This is a genomic window from Micromonospora sp. NPDC048907 (assembly GCF_055586885.1).
The window spans coordinates 785,354-807,050 of the sequence record NZ_JBVJHI010000004.1 but is presented as its reverse complement, the minus strand read 5'-3'; the positions used below and the strand labels follow the sequence as shown (position 1 = coordinate 807,050).

At 74.5% G+C, this 21,697-nt stretch carries 16 protein-coding genes; 9 read left to right on the top strand and 7 right to left on the bottom strand.

The window, feature by feature from the left end; translation table 11 throughout:
- Window positions 1-18: 18 nt before the first annotated feature.
- Window positions 19-3,786 (bottom strand): CHAT domain-containing protein, encoded by a 3,768-nt coding sequence (locus ACZ6PY_RS17720; protein ID WP_466073387.1) that lies wholly within the window; start codon window positions 3,784-3,786, stop codon window positions 19-21.
- Window positions 3,787-3,946: 160 nt separating this feature from the next.
- Here ACZ6PY_RS17720 and ACZ6PY_RS17715 point away from each other — a divergent pair, with 160 nt between their 5' ends.
- Window positions 3,947-4,327, top strand: a complete 381-nt coding sequence (locus ACZ6PY_RS17715) for a hypothetical protein (RefSeq protein ID WP_466073385.1) — start codon at window positions 3,947-3,949, stop codon at window positions 4,325-4,327.
- The gene (locus ACZ6PY_RS17710) at window positions 4,324-5,271 is read left to right on the top strand and encodes a hypothetical protein (RefSeq protein ID WP_466073383.1); all 948 of its coding nucleotides are present in this window, start codon (window positions 4,324-4,326) and stop codon (window positions 5,269-5,271) included. The genes ACZ6PY_RS17715 and ACZ6PY_RS17710 overlap by 4 nt, the downstream gene beginning before the upstream one ends.
- Before the next feature lie 4 nt (window positions 5,272-5,275).
- On the opposite strand, the gene ACZ6PY_RS17705 is transcribed toward ACZ6PY_RS17710, so the two are convergent.
- From ACZ6PY_RS17705 to ACZ6PY_RS17690, 4 genes are all read right to left on the bottom strand, one after another.
- Complete coding sequence (locus tag ACZ6PY_RS17705) at window positions 5,276-6,301, bottom strand: tetratricopeptide repeat protein (RefSeq protein ID WP_466073381.1); 1,026 nt, start codon at window positions 6,299-6,301, stop codon at window positions 5,276-5,278.
- 77 nt (window positions 6,302-6,378) lie between these two features.
- Window positions 6,379-7,965 (bottom strand): MDR family MFS transporter, encoded by a 1,587-nt coding sequence (locus ACZ6PY_RS17700; RefSeq protein ID WP_466073380.1) that lies wholly within the window; start codon window positions 7,963-7,965, stop codon window positions 6,379-6,381.
- 8 nt (window positions 7,966-7,973) lie between these two features.
- Window positions 7,974-8,621, bottom strand: a complete 648-nt coding sequence (locus ACZ6PY_RS17695; RefSeq protein WP_466073378.1) for an acyl-CoA-like ligand-binding transcription factor — start codon at window positions 8,619-8,621, stop codon at window positions 7,974-7,976.
- Between the two features lie 113 nt (window positions 8,622-8,734).
- Window positions 8,735-10,114 carry a CBM96 family carbohydrate-binding protein gene (locus tag ACZ6PY_RS17690; RefSeq protein WP_466073376.1) on the bottom strand — a complete coding sequence of 460 codons (1,380 nt, stop codon included), beginning with the start codon at window positions 10,112-10,114 and terminating at the stop codon, window positions 8,735-8,737.
- A 226-nt stretch (window positions 10,115-10,340) separates the two neighbouring features.
- Between ACZ6PY_RS17690 and ACZ6PY_RS17685 the strand changes: the two genes are divergently transcribed.
- A complete protein-coding gene (locus ACZ6PY_RS17685; protein WP_466073375.1) occupies window positions 10,341-11,621 on the top strand; it encodes an MFS transporter in 1,281 nt (426 codons plus the stop codon).
- Window positions 11,618-12,598, top strand: a complete 981-nt coding sequence (locus ACZ6PY_RS17680; protein ID WP_466073373.1) for a TolB family protein — start codon at window positions 11,618-11,620, stop codon at window positions 12,596-12,598. The genes ACZ6PY_RS17685 and ACZ6PY_RS17680 overlap by 4 nt, the downstream gene beginning before the upstream one ends.
- 52 nt (window positions 12,599-12,650) lie before the next feature.
- On the opposite strand, the gene ACZ6PY_RS17675 is transcribed toward ACZ6PY_RS17680, so the two are convergent.
- Window positions 12,651-13,817, bottom strand: coding sequence for an alcohol dehydrogenase catalytic domain-containing protein (locus ACZ6PY_RS17675; RefSeq protein WP_466073372.1), 1,167 nt, complete (start codon window positions 13,815-13,817; stop codon window positions 12,651-12,653).
- Window positions 13,818-14,192: 375 nt separating this feature from the next.
- On the opposite strand from ACZ6PY_RS17675, the gene ACZ6PY_RS17670 reads away from it, so the two are divergent.
- The 5 genes from ACZ6PY_RS17670 (at window position 14,193) to ACZ6PY_RS17650 (ending at window position 21,109) form a co-directional block, all read left to right on the top strand.
- Window positions 14,193-15,665, top strand: a complete 1,473-nt coding sequence (locus ACZ6PY_RS17670) for a glycosyltransferase family 39 protein (protein ID WP_466073370.1) — start codon at window positions 14,193-14,195, stop codon at window positions 15,663-15,665.
- A gap of 134 nt (window positions 15,666-15,799) precedes the next feature.
- Window positions 15,800-17,632 (top strand): glycosyltransferase family 2 protein, encoded by a 1,833-nt coding sequence (locus tag ACZ6PY_RS17665; RefSeq protein WP_466073369.1) that lies wholly within the window; start codon window positions 15,800-15,802, stop codon window positions 17,630-17,632.
- Window positions 17,629-18,735 carry a glycoside hydrolase family 26 protein gene (locus tag ACZ6PY_RS17660; protein ID WP_466073368.1) on the top strand — a complete coding sequence of 369 codons (1,107 nt, stop codon included), beginning with the start codon at window positions 17,629-17,631 and terminating at the stop codon, window positions 18,733-18,735. The genes ACZ6PY_RS17665 and ACZ6PY_RS17660 overlap by 4 nt, the downstream gene beginning before the upstream one ends.
- A gap of 2 nt (window positions 18,736-18,737) precedes the next feature.
- Complete coding sequence (locus ACZ6PY_RS17655; protein ID WP_466073366.1) at window positions 18,738-19,871, top strand: glycoside hydrolase family 26 protein; 1,134 nt, start codon at window positions 18,738-18,740, stop codon at window positions 19,869-19,871.
- Window positions 19,872-19,948: 77 nt separating this feature from the next.
- The gene (locus ACZ6PY_RS17650; RefSeq protein ID WP_466073364.1) at window positions 19,949-21,109 is read left to right on the top strand and encodes a glycoside hydrolase family 26 protein; all 1,161 of its coding nucleotides are present in this window, start codon (window positions 19,949-19,951) and stop codon (window positions 21,107-21,109) included.
- Window positions 21,110-21,121: 12 nt separating this feature from the next.
- Here the strand turns inward: ACZ6PY_RS17650 and ACZ6PY_RS17645 are convergent, their stop codons facing one another.
- The gene (locus ACZ6PY_RS17645) at window positions 21,122-21,634 is read right to left on the bottom strand and encodes a hypothetical protein (protein WP_466073362.1); all 513 of its coding nucleotides are present in this window, start codon (window positions 21,632-21,634) and stop codon (window positions 21,122-21,124) included.
- Window positions 21,635-21,697: the final 63 nt, after the last annotated feature.

Here is a 21,697-nt window from a genome sequence, read left to right as displayed (position 1 = left end):
CCACCGGCGCCCGGGCGCTCACAGCGGCCGGTTCAGTCCGACGTGGAGGTGGCCGGCCCACCGGGTCGGCGTCGCCGGGAACTCGTCGCGGACGGCCCGTACCGTCTCGGCGAGCACCCGGGCCGCCGCCGCGGTGTCCGGCGGGCGGGTGCCGCCGTCGGTCAGTCCGGAGTAGAACGCCGCGGCGATCCGCGCGCTGTCCGGGGTCCGCCAGGTCGTGCCGATCACCCCCCGGAAGCCGGCGAGCTGGAAGGCCGCCGCCAGGTGCAGCGGTTCGTCGGTCGACCGGGGGTGCGTCGCGGCGGAGCCGCACGCGGACAGGAAGGCCAGCTCGGCCCGCTCCAGGTGGTAGGCGCCCACCATGTGCGGGCTGAGCGAGCGCCCGCCGCCGAGGCGCAGCCCGCCGGTCAGCATCGAGACGACCCGCGTGTCGGCCTCGGCGTGGCAGGCGAAGTGCGCGATCGGGTGCTCCCGCAGCGCGTCCTCGACCGCGTCCTGCGCCACCTCGGTCCCGGTCAGCACCGTGGAGCCGGGCATCAGCCGGGCGACCTGCTCGACCTCCGCGCGTACCTGGGACAGCGCCGGCAGGTCCCGCGGGGTCGGCACGCCGACGACGGCGGCCGTGGCGGTCGTCGGCCGGGGCGGCCGGTCCGCCCCGGCGTGGGCCAGGGCCGTGAGGGTCGGCGTCCAGGACGACACCGCACGGTCGAGCACGGTACGCCGGCCGCCCGGCTCGCGGTGGTGACCGGCCGCGTGCAGCGGGAGCCGGGCCAGCGGGCCGACCGGGCACCACCAGAGCCGCGGCGGCGGGCCGCCCGCCGGGGCCAGGAGGTCGAGCACCGGCCCGGCGACGGCGTCCCACAACCAGGCCAGGATGCCGTGCAGCTCCTCCTGGGCAGCGGCGCGCCGGTCGAACGGCACGGTCGGGTCGGTCGCGTCGGCCACCGCCGCGTACCAGGTCGCGACGTGCCGCTGGACCGTGGCCGCGCGCAGGTCGGGCAGGCGCACCGCACGAACGGGCCGCTCCGGGTCCGCCGGGACGAGCAGGGCGTCGCCCCGGTCGCCGTGGGTGGTGACGACGGCGACCGGCATCCCGGCCAGCCGCTGGCGCAGCAGCGGCATCGACGGCGGCCGCAGGAAATCGGCGAACCCCGGCAGCCGCCGGATCCGCTCGACCACCCGGCCCCGTTCGGCGGCCAGCTGCCGGGTCTGGGCGAGCCAGACCGGCCGGGGGTCCCAGTCCGTGGTGGAGCTGGACTCCACCTCGCCGGACGCGGTCCGGAGCTCCACCTCGATGGTGAACTTCCGGATCTGCGTGTAGGCGTCCGCCTCGGCCAGCTTCCGGTCGATCCGGTCGAGTTCCGCGGCGAGCCGTGCGTCGACCGCACGCAGGTCCACGCGACCGCCGCGGATGCCCAGGGCCTCGTGGAACAGCAGGCCCCGGCCGCGTTCCAGGAGTTCGACGGCGCCGTCGGCGTCGCCGGCCGCGATCGCCGCGACGGCGGCCTCGGTGGCCACCCCGCCGAGCGCCGCGACCGTGCCGAGCCGGCGGTGCCCGGACGCCGACCGGTCGACCGAGGCGGGCAGCTGCCGCACCGCCCGCTCCAGGGCGGCCAGCCGGGCCGCCGGGTCGCCGGCCTCCCGGGCCAGCTCGGCCTGCTTCCGTTCCGCGTCGATCGCGGTCTCCGCGTCCACCACGGACGACGCGGCGATGGCGGCGTACGTGGCGATGGCCTCGGTCCTCGCCTCGTCGGCGTCCGGGCCGCCCGTCCGGGCCAGCGCGGCCGCGGCCCGGGCCAGGAGCCCGGCCCGCAGCGCCCACCAGTGGTGCCCGGTCGGGGTCTGCGCCACCGCCTGCCGGGCCAGTCGCACGGCGTCGGCCAGGACGTCGCGGTCACCGGTCACCAGGTACCGCTGGTACCGGGTGTCCGCGATCGAGCTGCCCATGCGGGGCTGGTCCGGGTGGTCCGCCGGCAGCAGGGCGAGGGCGTCGCGGAACGTGCGTTCGGCCGCCAGCAGGCCGGCCTCGTCGGCCCGGCGCCCCGAGAGCAGGGCCAGGCTGCTCGCGTGGTTGTACAGGAAACCGACCCGTCGGGGGTCGTCGGCGGGCAGCGCCTCGGCCGCCCGCCGGCTGACGTCCACGGCCTCGGCGAGCAGTGCGTCGTCGGGTACCAGCGCCGCCCGGCGGGACAGGATGTCGGCGAGCCGCATCAGCCGCAGCGGGTACGCCTCGTGCTGCGCCGGCGTCTGCTCCAGCGCCTCCCGCTGGTGGCGCAGCGCCTCGTCCAGCAGCTCCGGATCCTTGGCGAGCCAGCCGGCGTCGGACAGGGTGCCGGCGAGGACCACGAGCTGCTGTCCACGCACGTCCGGCTGCCCGTCGGCCAGGTCCAGTGCCGCGCGCGCGGCGGAGACGGCGACCTCGACCAGGTGCTCGACCTGCCCGTGCACCCCTGCCCGGGACGTCGCGGCCGCCAGCAGGTTGAGGGCCTCCCGCCGCAACGGGTGCGCCGGCCCGGCGGCGTCCAGGGCGAGCTGCGCCCAGGACGCCGCCCGCCCCGCGCCCTCCAGCTCGCCGCCGTGTTCCCAGCGGGCCAGCTCCGCCTCGCCGAGCAGGAGCAGGGCCCGCGGCCGCCCCGGATGGAAGCCGGGCACCGCGGCGGCCAGCACGACGGCCGCCTCGTACCGCTCGGCCAGGGCCGGCGGTGCGGCGTCCACCGCGACCCGATCGGCCGTCTCCTCGGCCCGCCACAGCAGCCGGTCGAGCACCTCCGGCTGGTCGGCCGCGGTGACGATCGTGCTGGCCGGGTCCGCGCCGATCTCGCTGACCAGCAGGTTGGCGACGGTGTTCAGCCGCTCCAGGGCCGGCGCCGCGCCCGGCTGGTCCGGCGGCGTGGTGAGCACGGCGTCGCGCCAGGCGGCGGTCGCCTCCAGCAGGAGCTCCACCGACGCGTGCTCCGGAACGTCGTGCAGCCGGCCCAGCGCCGTGCCGAGCCACGCCACCACCCGCGGATCGGTGGGCCGGCGCCCCCAGGCGAGCTGCGCGGCCCGGCGGTAGTCGCCCACGGCCAGCTCCAGGGCCCGCGGGCCGGCGCCCCGGTCGAAGTAGAGCGTGAACAGGTGGCCGCGGCGGAGCAGCCGGTGCAGCCGGTGCGGGTCGCGCGCCGAGGTGGACTCCAGGGCCTGCGTCAGGGCGTCCAGCGCCTCGTCGTAGGTCCGGGCGTCGCCACCGTCCTCGGCCAGCGTCGCCAGTGCCTCGGCGAGGTCGGTCAGCAGCGCGGCGCGGAGCAGGCCGGCGGACTCGTCGCGGTCGCGGGCGAGCTGCGGCAACCAGTCCCGGTAGAGCGTGACGAGCATCCGGAGGGCCGTGCCGGAACCGTCCTGGTACCGCTGCCGCAGCCCCGCGACCCGGTCGGCCTGCTGCGGGCTGAGCAGGACGTCGGACAGGCGCGGGGCGCCGGGTCGGCCGGTCTCGGGTTGCTCGTCCCGGATCAGCTCCGGTACCCCGTCCGGGTCGTCGCGGCACCCCTGCCGGAACAGCACGACGGCCGCCCGGCGCTCCCGCACACCGTCCAGCCCGGGCTGGTCGAGGTAGCGGTACCAGTGGAGGCGGGCCAGCTCCCGCGCCGCCGCCCGACCGGTGCCGCGGGCACCGGCCGCGGCGGCGAGGAGCTCCGCGTCGGCCGACAGGTCCGGTCCGGTGAGGACGGACGGGTCACCGGTGCGCTCGTATTCGGCGAGCACCGCCGCCACCCGCTGTACTGCGGCACTCGTGGTCCGTCTCGACATCGCCACTCGATCCCCGCGTCGGCCTGCGATCTCCGGTGCCCATCCTGCCCGCCCCGGCCGGCGGGCGGAAGTGCGTCCGCGACACACCTGTGGGGACGGTGGCGGTGTCCCCGGCTCGATAGGGTGGCGGCGGAAGCCAACCGGTGCCCGGGGAGCAGCCTTGGAACTCGTCGCGGAGCGCGTGGCCCGGCTGTGCCGCCAGGCCGTCGGTGAGCAGTTGCGCCAGCACGCCGAGCGGTACGGCGCCGCCGACGTGCTGGACCGGATCGCGGAGGCCGTCACCCAGGGCCGCCTGGACCACCACCTGGAGGAGGACCTCGACCGCCTCGACGACGCCTTCGCCCGGCACGGCATCGACGGGCTGACCACCGGCGTGCGCGGGTTCGAGGCGTGGCTCGGCGGGGGCGGGCATCCCACCGTCGTCGCCTGGGCCTGCCCGAGCCCGCTGCCGTGTCCCCGCGCGGTCCCCGAGGGCGACGGCGACCGGCCGGTGTGCGGGCTGACCGGCGCCCCGTTCGGGCAGCGCCGGATCGTGTTGTGAACGCCCTCCTCGCCGAGCTGGGCAAGCAGCTGGTGACCCGGTGGGCGGCGGCGCTGCTGCTGCCCGGCGCGCTGTTCGCCGCCGCGGTCGTCCTGGCCGACGTCCTGGGCCAGCGGCACGCGCTGGACCGGCCCGCCCTGGCGGCGTGGTGGGACGGGCTGGCCGCCGGGCCGGCCGGTGGATCGGGAGCGGGTCTGCTGATCGGGGCGGTCGCGTTCCTGCTCGGCGCGGCGGCGGCCGGGCTCGTCGCGCAGGCGGTGGGCGCGCTCGTCTCCTGGACGTGGGGCCGGCCCGGCTCCGGGCCGGTGCCGGGCCGGCTGGCCGCCCGGCGCCGCCGCCGCTGGGAGCGGGCGGACGCCGCCGTGCTGGCCGCGGAACGCGCGCTGCTGACCGATCCCGGCGACACCGCGCTGCGCGACCGCACGCGCCGGGCCATCGCCCGCCGGTCGGCGATCTGCCTCGTGGAGCCGGCGCGGCCCACCTGGATCGGCGACCGGCTGCACGCGACAGACGTCCGGGTGCACCGCGGCTACGGCATCGACCTGGCCAGCGGCTGGCCGCGCCTGTGGTTGGTGCTGCCGGACGAGGCGCGGGGCGAGCTGGCGGCCGCGCGGGACCGGTGCGGGGCGGCCGCCCGGCTGGTCGGCTGGGGCCTGCTGTACGCCGCCCTCGGGGCGTTCTGGTGGCCGGCCCTGGTGGTCGGTCTGGTGGCGCTGCCCACCGCGCGCTACCGCGCCCGGCTGGCCGTGGCGGTCTACGCGGAGCTGGCCGAGGCCGCCGTCGACCTGTACGGGCGGGACCTGGCGGTCCGGCTCGGACTGCCGTGCCCGGACCGGCTCACCCGCGAGATCGGCGAGCAGGTCACCGCCATCGTCCGCAAGGACGACGTGGTGCCGCGCGCCCGCCGGGCCGGCTCGGCCGAGGTGTCGTCGCCTTTGCCCTGAGCGGTCACGGTCGCCAGGACGGGTTGTGCAGGATGGCGAGGTTCTGCCGGGCGGTGACCGCCAGGGTGTCGTCGCGGGCGCCGTCCGGCAGCGCGTCGAGGATCTCCCAGTAGAGCCCGATCGCCCGCCGCCGGTAGCCGGCCAGCGCCAGGGTGGCGGCCAGGTTGTTGCGGCGGCCGACCGTCTGCCGGCTCAGCTGCCCGTGCTTGCGCTCGCTGTGCCGGATGTTCTGTTCGTGCAGCTCGATGGCCTGCGCGTACTGGCCGGCCTGCTGGTAGCCGACCGCCAGGTTGTTGCGGATGACGAGGGTGAGCTCGCCGTCGGCGCCCTGCCCGTGCTCGGCGGCCGTCACCGCCTCCCGCAGCACGTCCAGGCCGTCGTCGACCTGCCCGGCGGCCAGGTAGGCCTGACCGAGAGCGTTGCGGACGGTCAGGGCGTCGGTGTCGAACGGCCCGAACGCCGTCGCCGCCCCGGCGGCCAGGGGTTCGAGCAGGGCGACGGCCTCGGTGAACCGGCCGCCGAGGCGGTGGTCCTCGGCCACGCTGAGCCGGTAGGCCAGGGTGTTCCGGTCGGGGACGGACTCCCGGCCGACGCCGGCGGCCCGCCAGATGTCGAGCGACACGCGGACCACGTCGGCCGGACCGCGCACCTGGCGCGGCGGCGGCGGGGGAGTGGCGGGCAGCGGCTCGGGCGGCCCCGCCTCCTCCGCCGCCCACGCCGCGAGCCGGTCCCGCAGCTCCGCCGCCGGCGTGCCCTCGACGTGCAACCGGCACACCCCCTGGTCCAGGTGCAGGTCCAGGTGGACGCCGCCGGACCGCAGGCCGCGACCCTCGAGCGCCATGGCGAGCAGGCTCGGGGTGCGGATGTCCAGGCCGCGAAGGGTGGGCCAGGGCAGGCGGAGGAACCGCCGGATCGACCGCCGCAGGTCGATGCCGGAGCGGTCGAGGACGGCGGTCAGCCCGGTCGTCTCGCCCGTGTGACGCGGATGTCCACCGAGGAAGGTCACGTGGGGTATCGCGAGCGATGACACGCGGTCATCCTGCCATCCGACACGGGTCCGCGCAGCCCCGGAACCGGTGGCTGCGCGGACCCGTGCCGGACCGCCCGTCAGTGGGTGAGGGTCACCGCCTGCGCCGCATCCTCCTGTGCCCGCCGCTCGTCGCCGCTCAACGTGTGCAGCGGCTTCTCCCTGATGAAAAGCACCACGACCATCGCGAGCAGGGCCAGCGGCGCGCCGACCAGGAACAGCTCGGCGGTGGCCGTGCCGTAGACGTCCTGCACGATCCGCAGCAACGGCTCGGGCAGCGTGGACAGGTCCGGCACGGCGGCGGAGGAGCCGCCACCGGCCGCGGCCGGGCCCAGGCGCTCGGTCATCAGGGTGGTGACCCGGTTGGCCAGGACGGCGCCGAGGGCGCTGACCCCGATGGCGCCACCCATGCTGCGGAAGAAGGTCAGCACGGAGGTGGCCGCGCCCAGTTCGCTGGCGGGCACGTCGTTCTGGGCGGCCAGCACCAGGTTCTGCATCAGCATGCCGACACCGATGCCGAGCACCGCCATGTAGATCGAGACCACGACGACGCCCGTGCCCGCGCCGATGGTGCCGAGCAGCAGCATGCCGGCGGTCATGACGGCGGCACCGGCGACCAGGAAGATCTTCCAGCGCCCGTACCGGGTGATGAGCTGACCGGCGACCGTCGAGGACACCAGCAGGCCGAAGATCATCGGCAGGCTCATGAGGCCGGCCACGGTGGGCGACTTGCCCAGCGAGATCTGGAAGTACTGCGACAGGAAGACGGTGCCGCCGAACATCGCCACGCCGACCAGGACGCTGGCCACGGTGGCCAGGGAGACCGTCCGGTTGCGGAAGATGTCCAGCGGCACGATCGGCTCGGCGGCACGCGACTCGACGAACACGGCCACCGCCAGCACCGCGACGCCGCCGGCGACCATGAGGGCGGTCCAGCCCGAGGCCCAGGCGAACTTGTGCCCGGCCAGCGACGACCAGACCAGCAGCAGCGAGACGCCGGTCGTGATGAGGGCCGCGCCCAGCCAGTCGATCCGGACCTCGCGGCGGACGACCGGCAGGTGCAGCGTCCGCTGGAGCAGGAAGATCGACAGGAGGGTGAACGGGACGCCGATCAGGAAGCACCAGCGCCAGCCGAGCCAGGAGGTGTCGACCAGGACGCCGCCGATGAGCGGCCCGGCGATGGTGCCGACGCCGAAGACGGCGCCGAAGATGCCCGCGTACCGGCCGAGTTCGCGCGGCGGGATCATGGCGGCCATCACGATGGTGGCCAGCGCGGTCATGCCGCCGGCGCCGACGCCCTGCACGATCCGGCTGAGCAGCAGCACCTCGACGTTCGGGGTGAGACCGGCGATCAGCGAGCCGATCACGAACAGGCCCAGGGACGACTGGATGAGCAGTTTCTTGCTGTAGAGATCGGCCAGCTTGCCCCAGATCGGCACGGTCGCCGTCATGGCCAGCAGTTCGGTGGTGACGATCCAGGTGTAGACGGTCTGGCTGCCGTCCAGGTCGGCGATGATGCGCGGCAGCGCGTTCGCCACGACCGTGGACGCCAGGATCGACACGAACATGCCCACCATGAGGCCGGAGAGGGCCTGGAGTACCTCGCGGCGGGACATGCGGGCCGGGCCGACCTCGGCGGCGTCGGCGGGTGCGGTGGGTGCGGACATGCGGTTCCTCAGCTCGGAGTGCGGTACGGGTGGGGATCCGGCGTGCCGGGATCCGGCAGGCCGGCGGCGAGGGTGTCGAACGCCTCGTCGACCAGGTCGGCGAGGGACCGGGCGCCGGCGGTGGCGGCCCAGCGGAGCGCGGCGGTGCGGAACGCGGCGCCGGTGACGGAGGTGAGCAGGGCCGGGAACCCGTGGTCGGCGGGTACGCCCACCCGGGCGGCGACGACCTCGGTCATCGACCGCTCCGCCTCGGCGCCCGCCGCGACCAGGCGGGGGAGCAGGGCGGGGTTCCGCATGACCACGTCCATCCGGAGCAACCACAGCTCGCGGTCCTCCTGCAACTCCTCGATCACCTCGCCGAGCGCCGTTCGGATCGCGGCGAGGGCGGGCACCGCCGGCGGCACCTCGGCGAGCCGCGCCACGAACCGGGCGTTGAGCGCGGCCTGGTCGCCGACCAGCGCGTCGTCCTTGCTCGGGAAGTAGTTGAAGAAGGTCCGGGAGGAGACGTCCGCCGCCGCACTGATCTCCTCGACGGTCACCTGGTCGAGGCCGTGCTCGGCGACCAGGCGCAGCGCCGCGGTGGCCAGCGCCGTGCGGGTCCGGCGCTTCTTGCGGTCGCGGAGGCCGCCGTCGGCGGGAGGGCTGTCCGGAGTCACCGCGCGACCCTACCGGCGATCTTGCACGCTCTGCAAACTTTCCTGGACTGAAGTGAGCCGCGCGACAGGCCGGCCGTGGGCAGTCGCCACGGCCGGCCCGGTCGAGCGGACGGTCAGTGGCAGGCGCCGCTGCCGCTGTCGCGGTACGTCTGCCCGGCGACCGGAACGAACTGCCAGTCGTAGCCGCCGGAGTGCAGGGTGAACTTCAGCAGGCCGTACGCCGAGGCGTTGCGCGCCTCACTGTTGGGCTGGATGGTGCCGAAGCTGTAGTGGCTGGCCCCGCCCATCCCGGCGACGAAGCTGCGCAGCCCCCGGGCGGCGTCGGAGCCACCGTTCGGGTTCATCGGCCCGAACCGCTCGTAGACGTGGTTGTGGCCCCACACCACCACGTCGGCGTTGTGGTCGTACAGCGCCTGGTAGAGCGGGCGCGTCGAGGTCGACGGTGCGTGGTTGGCGCTCGACGTGAACAGCGGGTGGTGCCAGTAGGCCAGGGTGCAGGGCTTCGTGCTGGCCGTCAGGTCCGCCCGCAGCCACTGCTCCTGCGCCGACCCGGCGGACATCGCGATGTTCGAGTTCAGCGACACGATGTGCCAGTTGCCCAGGTCGTAGGAGTAGTAGCCGCGACCGCTCGGGCCGGCCTGCGCGCCGAAGTAGCCGTAGTACGGTGCCGCGCCCGAGGTGTTGTAGTCGTGGTTGCCCGGCGACGGGCGGGTGCGCGCCCTGTGCCGGCCCCAGGTGGGCTCGTACCAGCTGGTGAACTCCGCGGCCGTGCCGTTGTCGTAGACGTTGTCGCCGGTGGTGAAGACCGTGCCGGAGATGCCGTCCAGCAGGGCGGCGGTCGCGCTGTCGCCGGAGCCGGAGTTGGCGATGTCGCCCACCCCGACCAGGACCGGGTCGCCGGAGGCGGGCGGCGTCGTGGTCCCGGTCGTGATCACCAGTTGCGGCGCGTCGGCCCCGCTCTCCCGCGAGTCGTAGTACGCGCCGTCGCTGCTGGTCGAGGTCGCGCCGAAGCTGTACGTGCCGTTGCCGGTGACCCGGGAGGTCACGTCGACCTCGTACCAGCCGTCGCTGCCCACCGCGCCGATCGAGCCGAGCGTGGCGCCGTCGATGGCCGGCTGGTTGTTCCAGGTGGTGCCGGTCTCCGACCAGGTCGTGTCGGACATCGCCCGGAAGGTGCCGCCGGCGTCGCTGCCGCTGTTGCCGCTGATCGTACGCAGCCGCAGTTTGGCGCCGGTGACCGTGCCGCCGAGTCCGCTCACGGTGAAGCGCAGGAACAGCCGGCGGGCGGGGGAGTTGTCCACCACGACCTGCGGGGCGGTGCCGTAGTTGGTGCCGGTGGTGTCGCTCTGCACGTACGTGTCGGCGACCGGCGTCACGGTGACGGTGGCCGCCGCCGCGGGGCTCGCGCCGGTCACCACGACCGTCGCGGTGGCGGCGACCAGCACCGCGACCACGCCGATCGGCATCGGCGGCCGGGGGAGTCGAATGCCCATCCGGGAACCCTTCTCTGTGGGGGTGGGTAGGGAGCGGATGGAATGTAGGAAGGTCGATGGACCGGCCGGCGACACCCGGGTGAACAGCCGGTCGCACCAGGCGAACGCCTCGTTGTTGCCGTGACGTTCACCGGCCGCACGCCCAACCGGCATGTCCGGTCCGTTGTGGCCGGTCCGGCGAGGCCGCACGATGGCTGACCGTCAGCCGCCGTCCGAAGGAGACGCCGTGTATCTCTCGACCGTCTCGCGACCGGTGACGGACCCGCCCGATCCGGCGGGCCGGCCCGGCCGCCGGCTGGCGGTGGTCAGCGGCAACGTCGTCGCCCTCGGCACGGTCAGCCTCATCACCGACGTCTCCGCCGAGATGGTCACCGCCGTGCTGCCGCTCTACCTGGTGCTCGGGCTGCACCTCAGCCCGGTCGCCTTCGGGGTCGTCGACGGCGTCCACACCGGCGCGACCGCGCTGCTGCGGATGGTGGGTGGCTTCGTCGCCGACCGGTTCCGCCGTCGCAAGCTGGTGGCTGGGCTGGGATACGGGCTCTCGGCCGTCGCCAAGCTCGGCCTGCTCCTCGCCGGCCGCTCGGTGCCCGCGATCGGCGCGGTCGTCGCGGTCGACCGGCTCGGCAAGGGCGTACGCACCGCGCCGCGCGACGCGCTGATCACGCTCTCCACCCCGCCGGAGTCGCTGGGCCGGGCGTTCGGTGTGCACCGGACGATGGACAGCGTCGGGGCGTTCCTCGGGCCGCTTGTCGCGATCGCCGTCCTGGCGGTGGTCGGCCGCAACTACGACGCGGTCTTCGTAGCCAGTTTCTGCGTCGCGGCCCTGGCCGTCGTGGTGTTCGTGCTGTTCGTCCGCGAGCGACCGGCCGGGGGAGCGCCGGACGGGCCGGCCGGGGCCAGGGTCTCCGTCCGCGAGGCGGCCGGCCTGCTGCGCCACCGGCCGGTACGCCGGCTGGTGCTGGCCGCGCTGCTGCTCGGACTGGCCACCATCGGCGACGGCTTCGTCTACCTGCTGCTGCAGCAGCGGCAGCGGGTGGAGCTCGTGTGGTTCCCGCTGCTCGCGGTCGGCACCAGCCTCGCGTACCTGCTGCTCGCGGCCCCGCTCGGCCTGCTCGCCGACCGGATCGGCCGGCTCCCGGTGGTGCTCGGTGGCTACGCCGCGCTCGGCGCCACCTACCTGCTGCTCGGCGGTCCGGTCGGCGGCTGGCCGCTGCTCGCGCTGGCGCTCGCCCTCTACGGCCTTTTCTACGCCGCCACGGACGGGGTGCTGATCGCGCTGGCCGGACCGCTGCTCCCGCCGCGGCTGCGCACCACCGGCATCGCGCTGGTGCAGACCGGTCAGGCGCTGGCCTACCTGGTCTCCTCGGTCCTGTTCGGACTGGCCTGGCAGGCCTGGGGGCCGCAGGCCGCGATCCGGACCGCGGCCCTGGCCGTCGCGGGTGTCCTCGCCGGCACGGTGCTCCTGCTCGTCCCCGTCTCGCGTCCCGCCCGGAAGGTGGCCCCATGACCGCGATGTCGACCCGCGTGAAGGTCGCGGTGGCGGCCGGCTCGGCCGTGCTGCTCGGTGCGGTCGCGGCCGGCTACGCCGCCGTCGCCGCCGACCCGGCCCGGTCGCCGGCCCCGGCGGGCGCGGCGACGGTCACCCTCGACGCGGGGCCCCGGCTGCTCACGATCACCGATCGGCACGTCGCCGCCGTGTCCCTGGCCGACCCGGCCGGGCCGCGGGCCGTCTCGACCGTGGAGTGCCTGCGGGTGTACGCCGCGGGCGGCGCGGGCGTCTGCCTCGCCCCGGAGAACGCCTGGTCGTACCAGGTCGTGGTGCTCGACCGGGCGCTGCGCCGGACCCGGGCGATCAGCGTCCCCGGCCTGCCCAACCGGGCCCGGGTGTCCGCCTCCGGCCGGATGGTCTCCTGGACGACGTTCGTCGGCGGGGACTCCTACACGTCCAGCGGCTTCTCCACCCGCACCGGCATCCTCGACACCCGCACCGGGGCCACCGTGCTGTCGCTGGAGGAGTTCGCGGTCACCCGCGACGGCCGGCCCCACCGCAGCGCGGACGTCAACTACTGGGGCGTCACCTTCGCCGCCGACGACCGGACCTTCTACGCGACCATGTCCACCGGTGGGAAGCGGTACCTCGTCCGGGGTGACCTGGCCGCACGTACCGTCACGACGCTCGCCGAGAACGTCGAGTGCCCGTCGCTGTCCCCGGACGGCCGGCGGATCGCGTTCAAGCAGGCGATCGACGCCGACCCGGCCCGGGGCTGGCGGCTGTCGGTGCTGGAGCTGGCCAGCATGCGGGTGCGCGCCACCACCGAGCCGGCCAGCGTGGACGACCAGGCGGCCTGGCTGGACGACGCGACGCTGGCCTACACGCTGCGCGGGGACGACGGCCGCCCCGACGTGTGGGCGGTGCCCGCCGACGGGACCGGGCGGCCCCGGCTGCTGGTGCCCGGCGCCGAGTCCCCGTCGCCACTCACCTGACCGGGCCGCCGGGCCCCGGCCCGCCGGAGCGACTCCGGCGCCGGCCGGTGGCTCACGGCCCGGGCGCGAAGACGGCGCGGACGCAGCCGTCGCGCCGGTGGCGGAACGTGTCGTAGCCGAGCGGCGCCCGGTCGAGCGGCATCGTGTGGGTGGCGAGGTGTTCGGTGACCAGCTCGCCACGCGCCATCCGGTCCAGCAGCATGGGGATGTAGCGGTGGCCGTGCTGCCGGGCGCCGCGCAGGGTCAGGCCCTTGGCGAGGACAGCGTCGAGCGGGAACCGGTCGACGGCGCCCGGATACGTCCCGAGCAGGAAGACGCTGCCGCCCTTGCGGCAGTGGTGGACGGCCTCGCGGGCCGCGACGGGCCGGTCCGGCGCCGTCCGGAACCGCCGTCCGAGCCGGGCGCGCCGACCGCCGCCGGGTTCCGCCGCGCCGGCCGCGTCGATGCACACGTCCGGGCCCCGCCCGCCGCTGCGTTCCCGCAGCTCCCCGCCGATGTCCTGGGTCCCGTGGTCGAGGGTCTCGACGCCGAGGTGCCGCTCGGCCATCCGGAGCCGGTCGGCGAGGCGGTCGATCACGACGACCCGCTCCGCGCCCAGCAGCACGGCGGCCCGCGCCGCCAGCTGACCGACCGCGCCGGCGCCCCACACCGCGACCACGTCCCCGGGCCGGACGCCAGCCAGGTCGGCGGCCATCCAACCGCTCGGGGCGGCGTCGGAGGCGAACAGCGCCCGCTCGTCGGTGACCCCGTCCGGCACGGTGAAGGCGCCGTGGTCGGCGTACGGGACCCGGACGTACTCGGCGTGGCTGCCGGCGAACCCGCCGAGGGCGGGCGAGGAGCCGTAGCAGCCGCCGGGGGAGAGGTCCCCCGCCTGCCCGCCGAGGGCCGGACCGGTGCCGCCGTTGTCGCACAGGGAGAACTGCCGCCGCCGGCACGGCCCGCACCGGCCGCAGGAGACGACGGAGCAGACCACCACCCGGTCACCCACCCGGTGCCGGCGCACCCGGGGCCCGACCTCGACCACCTCGCCGAGGAACTCGTGCCCCAGCACGTCGCCGCGCGCCGGGAAGGGCAGGTGGCCGCCGAGCAGGTGCAGGTCGGAACCGCAGGTGGCGCTCTTGCGCACCCGGACGATCATGTCCTGCTCGTTGCGCAGCTCCGGGTCGGGGACGTGGGTCACGACCAGTTGGTTCACGCCCCGCCAGACCAGTGCCCTCACGTCGCCCCCCGGCGTCCCTGGCGCGTGGCCAGCTGGAGCAGCCGGTCGGTCGCCGTGGTCCGTCCGGGACAGATGCTCGCATGAAACCCCCGGCCCGGCGGCGGTTCGGAGCAGGTCCCGCCTTCCGCGACGGGACGCGGAGGACGCCCTGCCGGCGACCTCCCCCGTCCGGGGTATCGGCTCGTCCGGTTAGTCGTATATGAGCGTTATGTCGGAGTGGGTCATTAAGCTCCACGGTGTCATCCAGTCCTCGACCCGGGGACTCCCGGTGCCGGCCGCGCCACGCGGTCGCACCGTCGCGAGCACGCCGAACCGGCGTCGCCCCGGGGCGGCTGGAACCATGTCGCCGGCACCCACAGGGATGCGTGAGTCACGATGATGGACGCGGACACCATGGTCCTGCCCCGGCTCGGGTCGCGAGAGATCCGGGTCGAGGACCCGTGGGGCGAGGACCGTGCGGTCGGTTCCCGGGCCGGCGGCCACCGTCCACCGGCCGACACCGCCCGCTGGCGGCTCGCCGCATGGCTGCTGCCGGCGCTGCTGGCCGGCGCGCTCGGCGTCGTGGGGGCCGGCGCACCCGGCCTGCGCCTCGCGGAGCTGGCGACCTGGCGGGCCGCCACCTCTCCCTGGCCGGACGGGATGCCCGGCGGTGACACCACGCTCGTGCCGTACCACCTGCTGATGCGCGCCTGGGCGGCGGCCTTCGGCACCACCGACCTGACGCTGCGCGTACCGTCCCTGCTCGCCGTGGCGGCGACCGCCGCGCTCGTCGGCGCGCTGGCCGCCCGGATGTTCGCGCCGGGCACGGGGCTCCTCGCCGGGGTGATCTTCGCGCTGCTGCCGAGCGTCACCCGGTACGCCCAGGAGGCCCAGCCGTACGCGCTGGCCCTGTTCGCCGCCGTGCTCGCCACCTGGTTCCTGCTGCCCGCACTGGACCGGCCGAGCCTGCGCCGCCTCGCCCCGTACGCCGCCGCGGTGGCCCTGCTGGGTCTGTGCCACGCGATGGCGCTCCTGTTGCTCGTCGGGCACGGCTGGGTCGTGCTTGCGTTCCGGCGCGGGATGACCGGCCGGTGGCTGGCCGCCGCCCTCCTCGGCGCGCTCCCCGCCGCCGGGCTGCTCTGGTCCGGGGTACGCGCCGGCGGACAGGTCGCGCCGGCGGCCCGCCCCGACCTGGCGGCCCTCGCCGCGACCCCCCGGGAGTTGTTCGGCGTCGCCGCGCTGGGCGCCGTGCTGCTCGGACTGGCGCTGTTCAGCCTCCCGCTGCGGCGCGCCGCGGCGATCTGCACCGCGTGGGCGGTGCTGCCGCCGCTCGGCCTGCTGCTCATCGCACAGGCGACGCCGGTCTGGTCACCGTCGAGCCTGATCTTCACGCTGCCGGCCTGGACGACCCTGGCCGCGGCCGCCCTGTCCCGGGTTCGCCCCCGCTGGTGGGTGGTGGCGGTGGCCGTGCTGGCCGTGATCGTCGCGCCGGCCCAGGCGGCCGTCCGCGCGCCCGACGGGGGCGGGCAGGCCACCCGCGAGGTCGCCGAGATCGTCGGCGCCCGGCGGCTGCCCGCCGACGGCGTGGTCTACGGCGACGCGGACGCGCGGACCCTCGTGGCCCGCTACCTTCCCGCCGACCGGCGGCCGACGGACCTGTTCGCCGCGGCGCCGCCGCGCGGCTGTGCCGGTTGCCTGTGGGGCGTCCGGCGACTGTGGGTGATCCGCCCCGGCGAACGGTCGGATCCCGTGCCGCCCGTCGGCGGCGCGGCGGAGCGGCTGCTGCGCAGCGGATACCAGGTGGCGCAGGTCTGGCACCGGGCCGGGTTCACGCTGGCCCTCCTCGTGGACGACCGCACCGCCCGCTGACCGAGCACGACCTTTCAACCCCACTGCCCGCTCAGGGTTCGTGGCGAGATCACTATGGGGGAAACGTGGCCATCGCCGCTGATACACGCCCGTCCCGGGCCAGCACGCCGGGCAGCTCAGGCAACCGTCCGCCGGTGATCGCCCCGGCCGGCCCGCCCGCCCGGAAGGGACCGGACCGCCGCCAGCTGAACATCCGGGCCCGCCTGGCGTACGCCAGGTGCGGCGCCACCGCCGGACCGCTGGCCGCGCCACGACACCCGGGGGCGGCGGTGGAGTTCCGGCACGCCGCCTCGCCCGCGGCGCGGCTGGTGCTGACCCTGCTCGTGCTGGTCAACAGCGCCGCCGGGTTGCTGTTCGTGGGCTGGCTGCTGCTGCCCCAGCACGTGCCCGGCGTCGGCGCGGTCGGGTCCGGCGGCTGGCAGACGATCGCGGCCCGGCTGGGCTTCTGCGTGGTCGTCGGCGTCGAGTTGATCCGCCTGGCGCAGAACGTGGTGGTGTGGGTGTTCGCGTTCCATGCCCGGGACCCGGTGCCGGTCGACCCGCCGGTCGGCCTGCGGGTGGCCCTGCTCACCACGATCGTGCCCAGCAAGGAGCCGCTCGACGTGGCGGAGCGGACGCTGCGCCGGCTGCGGCAGCTCGTCTACTGCGGCCAGGTGGACGTCTGGATCCTCGACGAAGGGGACGACCCGGCGGTGAAGGAGATGGCCGCGCGGCTCGGCGTCCACCACTTCAGCCGCAAGGGCCGGCCGGAGTACAACCAGCCCGGCGGGGAGTTCCGGGCCCGGACCAAGTCCGGCAACCACAACGCCTGGCGGGCCGACCACGAGGACCGGTACGACGTGGTGGCCAACGTCGACCCGGACCACGTGCCGTTGCCGAACTTCCTCGAACGCACCCTCGGCTACTTCCGCGACCCGGACGTCGCCTTCGTGGTGACCCCGCAGGTGTACGGCAACATGCACCAGAACTTCGTCGCCCACGGCGCCTCGGTGCAGCAGTACCTCTACAACGGCCTCATCGCGCGCGGCGGCAACGGGCTGGACGCGCCGCTGCTCACCGGCACGGGTCACCTCTACCGGCCGGCGGCCTGGCGCACCATCGGCGGCTACCAGGACTCCATCATCGAGGACCACCTGACGAGCATCCGGATCCACGCCGCGACCAATCCGGCGACGGGCAACAAGTGGAAGGGCGTCTACACGCCCGACGTGGTGGCCATCGGCGAGGGCCCGACCTCGTGGGCGGACTACTTCAACCAGCAGAAGCGCTGGGCGGCCGGGATCTGCGAGATCCTCGTCCGACCCGAGTTGCGCGCGCCGCGCGAGCTGCCGTCGCGGCGCCGCTGGCAGTACCGCCTGCTCCAGTTCTACTACCCGAGCGTCGCGGTCAGCCTGCTGCTCGGCAACCTCGCCACCGCGATGTACCTGCTCACCGGGGTCGGTTCGGCGCAGCTCGACGTCACCGTGTGGTCGGTGCTGTGGGGCTCGACCTTCGGCACCTGGTTCCTGCTGTGGCTCTGGCTCCGCCGGTTCAACATCGCCCCGCACGAACGGGAGGAGATCGGCATGGCCGGCATGGCGCTGGCCCTGTTCGCCGGACCCGTCTACGTGGCCGCCGGGTTCACCGCGCTGCTGCGCCGCAAACTCGGGTTCGTGGTGACGGCCAAGGGGAGGCTGCGCACCGTCGAGTCGTTCCGCACGTTCCGGCTGCACCTCTGCTGGGCGGGCGTCTCCGCGGGTCTGCTCGGCGCGAGTTTCGTGCTGGACAACAGCTCACCCCTGCTGCGGGTGTGGCCCGTCCTGACCCTCCTGACCGGCCTCGGTCCGCCACTGATCGCGCTCGCGTCGAACCTGCGCGCCGAAGGGGATCAGGAGGACGAGGTGGTCGTGCCCGCCCCCGCTCGCGCGGAGCCCGAGGAGGTCCATCCGCCGAGGTCACGGGTCGCGGCTGAGGGAGTCCTGCGATGATCAGGTTCACCTTTCCGCGGGTCGTGATGGTGTTGACCGGCGCGCTGCTGCTGACGTACGCCTTCGCCATCGCGCCCACCGCCGGCTCCGGGGGCCGGGGCGGGGCGGTGACGGCCGAAGCGAAGGCGCCCCGACCGGCGGGCCCGTTCCCGCCGGTGGGAAAGACGTTCATCGGTGTCATGACCGACAAGGGTCCCCACGACTTCACGCCGGTGGACCGGTTCACGGCGGCCGCCAGGCACCAGCCGCAGGTCATGCTCTTCAGCGAGGGGTGGGCGTCCGCCCCGTTCGACCGGACGCTCTTCGACCGGATCCGCGACCGCGGCATGATGCCGATGCTGGGCTGGGAACCCTGGGACTACCGCCTGGACGAACGGGCCCGGCAGCAGAAGCTGACCGCCCAGGAGATCGACCGGGTCCGGTCGGACCAACCCAGCTACCGGCTGTCCCGGATAGCCGGCGGGGACTTCGACAGCTACGTGCGGTCCTGGGCGGAGGGCATCAAGTCCCTCGGCTACCCGGTGGCCCTGCGCTTCGCCCACGAGATGAACGGCTACTGGTACCCGTGGTGCGAGCTGGTCAACGGCAACCGGCCCGGTGACTACGTGAAGGCCTGGCGCCACGTCCACGACGTGTTCCGGGAGGTCGGGGCCACGAACGTCACCTGGGTGTGGAGCGCGAACGTCCGGTACACCGACCTGACCCCCCCGATCTCCACCTACTACCCGGGCGACGACTACGTGGACTGGGTGGGCATCACGGGCTACTACGGCAAGTACGACTACGCGCCGTACCTCTCCTTCGACGGGGTCTTCGAGAAGACCGTCACCGAGCTCCGCACGATCAGCCGGAAACCGATGGTCGTCACCGAGACCGGTGCATCCGACCACATCGGACGCAAGGCCGAATGGATCAAGGAAGCCTTCCGGGCCCTGCCCCGGTATCCGTTCATCATCGGGCTGATCTGGTTCGAGGTGAACAAGGAACTCGACTGGCGCGTCGTCAGTTCCCCGGCCGTGTCCGCGGCCTTCGCCGACGCGGTCGCCGCCCCCCGCTACCAGGTCACCTGGTCGCCCGACATGCTCCCGCGCACGAAGGACTAGCGGTGCGAAGGGTGACCGCCGCCCGGATGGTGCTGCTCCTGACCGGCGCGCTGCTGCTGACCTACGCGGTCGCCGTGGCGCCGGCCGCCCTGTTCGGGGGCCGGGAGGACGGCCGGGCCGACCGGCCCGCGAAGGCCGGGCCGCAATCCCCGTCCCGGCCCGCCGCGGAACCCTTTCCGCCGGCCGGCAAGGCGTTCGTCGGTGTCATGACCGACAAGGGACCACACGACTTCGCGGCGTCGGACTCGTTCGCGGTGGCGGCGAGACACCGGCCGCAGGTGATGCTCTTCAGCGCGTCGTGGAACCTGGACACGTTCGACCGGACGCTCTTCGACCGCGTCAGCGGTCGGGGGATGATGCCGATGCTGGGCTGGGAGCCGTGGGACCACCGCGTGGACCGGGCGGCCCGCGAGAAGAAGCTGCCGACCCGGCAGATCGACGAAATCCGGTCCGACCAGCCCGCCTACCGGTTGTCCCGCATCACGGCCGGGGAGTTCGATCCCTACCTGCGGTCCTGGGCCGAAGGGATCAGGTCCCTCGGCTACCCGGTCGCCATCCGGTTGGCACACGAGATGAACGGTGACTGGTACCCGTGGTCGGAGGCGAGCAACGGCAACCGGGCGGGCGAGTACGTCCAGGCCTGGCGGCACGTGCACGACCTCTTCCGCGCGGCGGGGGTCACCAACGTGACCTGGGTCTGGAGCCCGAACGCCAAGTGGGACGAGTCGCTCCCGGCGTTGTCCGGGCTGTACCCGGGCGACGACTACGTCGACTGGGTGGGTGTCACGGGTTACTACGGCATCGGGGCCTACACGGACTACCGGTCCTTCGACTCGATCTTCGGCCCGACCATCACCGAGATCCGTACCTTCACCAGGAAACCCTTGGTCATCACCGAGACCGCTGCCTCCGACGCCGCGGGGCGCAAGGCCGAGTGGATCACGGACGCGTTCCGAGCGCTGCGGTGGCACAAGGACATCCTCGGTCTCATCTGGTTCGAGGTGGACAAGGAGCGGGACTGGCGCATCGTCAGTTCGCCGGCCGTGGCCCAGGCCTTCGCCACAGCGGTCGCCGATCCTCGTTACCGGTTCGGCTGGTCGCCCGAGATGGTCCCGCGAACGAAGCCGGAAAATTAGCTTTCCGGACACAAAGGGACAACAAGCTTAAACTTGGCCAAGTCGGAACGAGTGGTGGTGGGGAAGGTGGTGACGCGGTGCGGCTGACGGGGCTCCGGGTCCTCTCGGTGGCGATCGCCGCCCTGCTGCTGGCCTACGCCCTCGCCCTGGCGCCGATCACCACGAGCGGGGGCGGGCAGGGCGACGCGCCCCGCCGGCCGGCGACCGCCGAATCGGGTGCGGTGGTGCCGGCCGATGCCGACGGCCCGCCACTCCAACCGGCGGCGGCCGTCTTCCCGCCGGCCGGCAAGGCCTTCATCGGTGTGATGACTGACAAGGGCCCGTACGACTTCGCGGCGGTGGACCGCTTCGCCGCCGCCGCCCGGCGCGAGCCGCAGGTGATGCTCTTCGGCGTGGGCTGGGAGTCGGGCACGTTCGACCGGGGGCTCTTCGACCGGATCAAGGACCGCGGCATGCTGCCCATGCTCGGCTGGGAGCCCTGGGACTACCACGTGGACCAGGCGGCCCGGAAGCGGAAGAAACTCACCGTCCGCCAGATCGACAAGCTCCGGGCCACCCAGCCGGACTACCGGCTGTCGCGGATCGTGGGCGGCGAGTTCGACGGCTACCTGCGCTCGTGGGCCGAGGGTGTGAGGTCGCTCGGCTACCCGGTCGCCATCCGGTTCGCCCACGAGATGAACGGCGACTGGTACCCGTGGTGCGAGAAGGCCAACGGCAACCGGCCCGGCGAGTACATCGCGGCGTGGCGGCACGTGCACGAGGTCTTCGAGCGGGCCGGCGCCACCAACGTCATCTGGGTGTGGAGCCCCAACGCCCGGTGGAGCAAGACGACCGCGCACCTCGCCGAGCTCTACCCCGGCGACGACTACGTCGACTGGGTGGGCACCACCGGTTACTACGGCACCGGGGCCTGGTCGCGGTACTCGTCCTTCGACGCCATCTTCGGCCCCACCATCGCGGAGATCCGCGCCTTCAGTCGGCGGCCGCTGGTCGTCACCGAGACCGGCGCCTCCGACGCCGGAGGGCACAAGGCCCAGTGGATCCGGGAGACCTTCCGGACGCTGCCGAAGCACCGGGACGTCATCGGCCTCATCTGGTTCGAGGTGGACAAGGAGAAGGACTGGCGGATCGTCAGCTCCCGCGCCGCGTCGACCGCCTTCGCCCAGTCCGTCGCCGCGCCCCACTACGACGTCCGCTGGTCACCGGAGCTGATCCCGCGTACCGACCTGGACGGGTAGGCCGCACGCCGGTCACCGGTCGCGTCCCGGCTCCGGTCCGGTGCCCGGCAGCAGCCGGGCCGCGGCCCGCCGCAGCGGCCGGCCGTCCTTGGCGATCTTCTTCATCCGCCGCCACGCCGTGCGCCCCGGCGGGCCGGTCGCCCCGCCCTCGGCGTCGGCCGGCGGCGCCGGCGTCCGGGGCGGCGGGCCCGGCACCGGCGGCGCCGTCCGGCCCACCCGGTCGGCCGTGGTGTCGGCGGTGCGGACCACCGCCTCGATGATCTGCGGGTTGCGGTCGATGGTGCTCAACGCGCGGTCGAGGATGCCGTTCAGCTCGTCGAGCCGGACCTCCAGCATCGCCTCGGTCGTCACGCCCCGGATGTCGATCCGGACCGTCCCGAGCCGGGCCTGCATCCCGATGTCCAGGTGGAGCAGGCCACCCAGGCGGGCGCGCAGGGACACGTGGGCGTCCAGGTCGTCGACCTCGATGCAGATGTCGTCGACCTGGAGGTGGGGGATCTGGAGGACCACGTCCGGGTCGGACATGGTGGGGCCGCTGTGGTGCCCACCGGCGGGCGGACACTCCCCGTCCTGCCCGGCCGGGCGCCG

Coding starts and splice junctions, on each gene's coding strand:
- ACZ6PY_RS17660 (WP_466073368.1), top strand. CDS start 17,629: ATGATCAGGTTCACCTTTCCGCGGGTCGTGATGGTGTTGACCGGCGCG.
- ACZ6PY_RS17700 (WP_466073380.1), bottom strand. CDS start 7,965: ATGTCCGCACCCACCGCACCCGCCGACGCCGCCGAGGTCGGCCCGGCC.
- ACZ6PY_RS17690 (WP_466073376.1), bottom strand. CDS start 10,114: ATGGGCATTCGACTCCCCCGGCCGCCGATGCCGATCGGCGTGGTCGCG.
- ACZ6PY_RS17645 (WP_466073362.1), bottom strand. CDS start 21,634: ATGTCCGACCCGGACGTGGTCCTCCAGATCCCCCACCTCCAGGTCGAC.
- ACZ6PY_RS17680 (WP_466073373.1), top strand. CDS start 11,618: ATGACCGCGATGTCGACCCGCGTGAAGGTCGCGGTGGCGGCCGGCTCG.
- ACZ6PY_RS17670 (WP_466073370.1), top strand. CDS start 14,193: ATGATGGACGCGGACACCATGGTCCTGCCCCGGCTCGGGTCGCGAGAG.
- ACZ6PY_RS17720 (WP_466073387.1), bottom strand. CDS start 3,786: ATGTCGAGACGGACCACGAGTGCCGCAGTACAGCGGGTGGCGGCGGTG.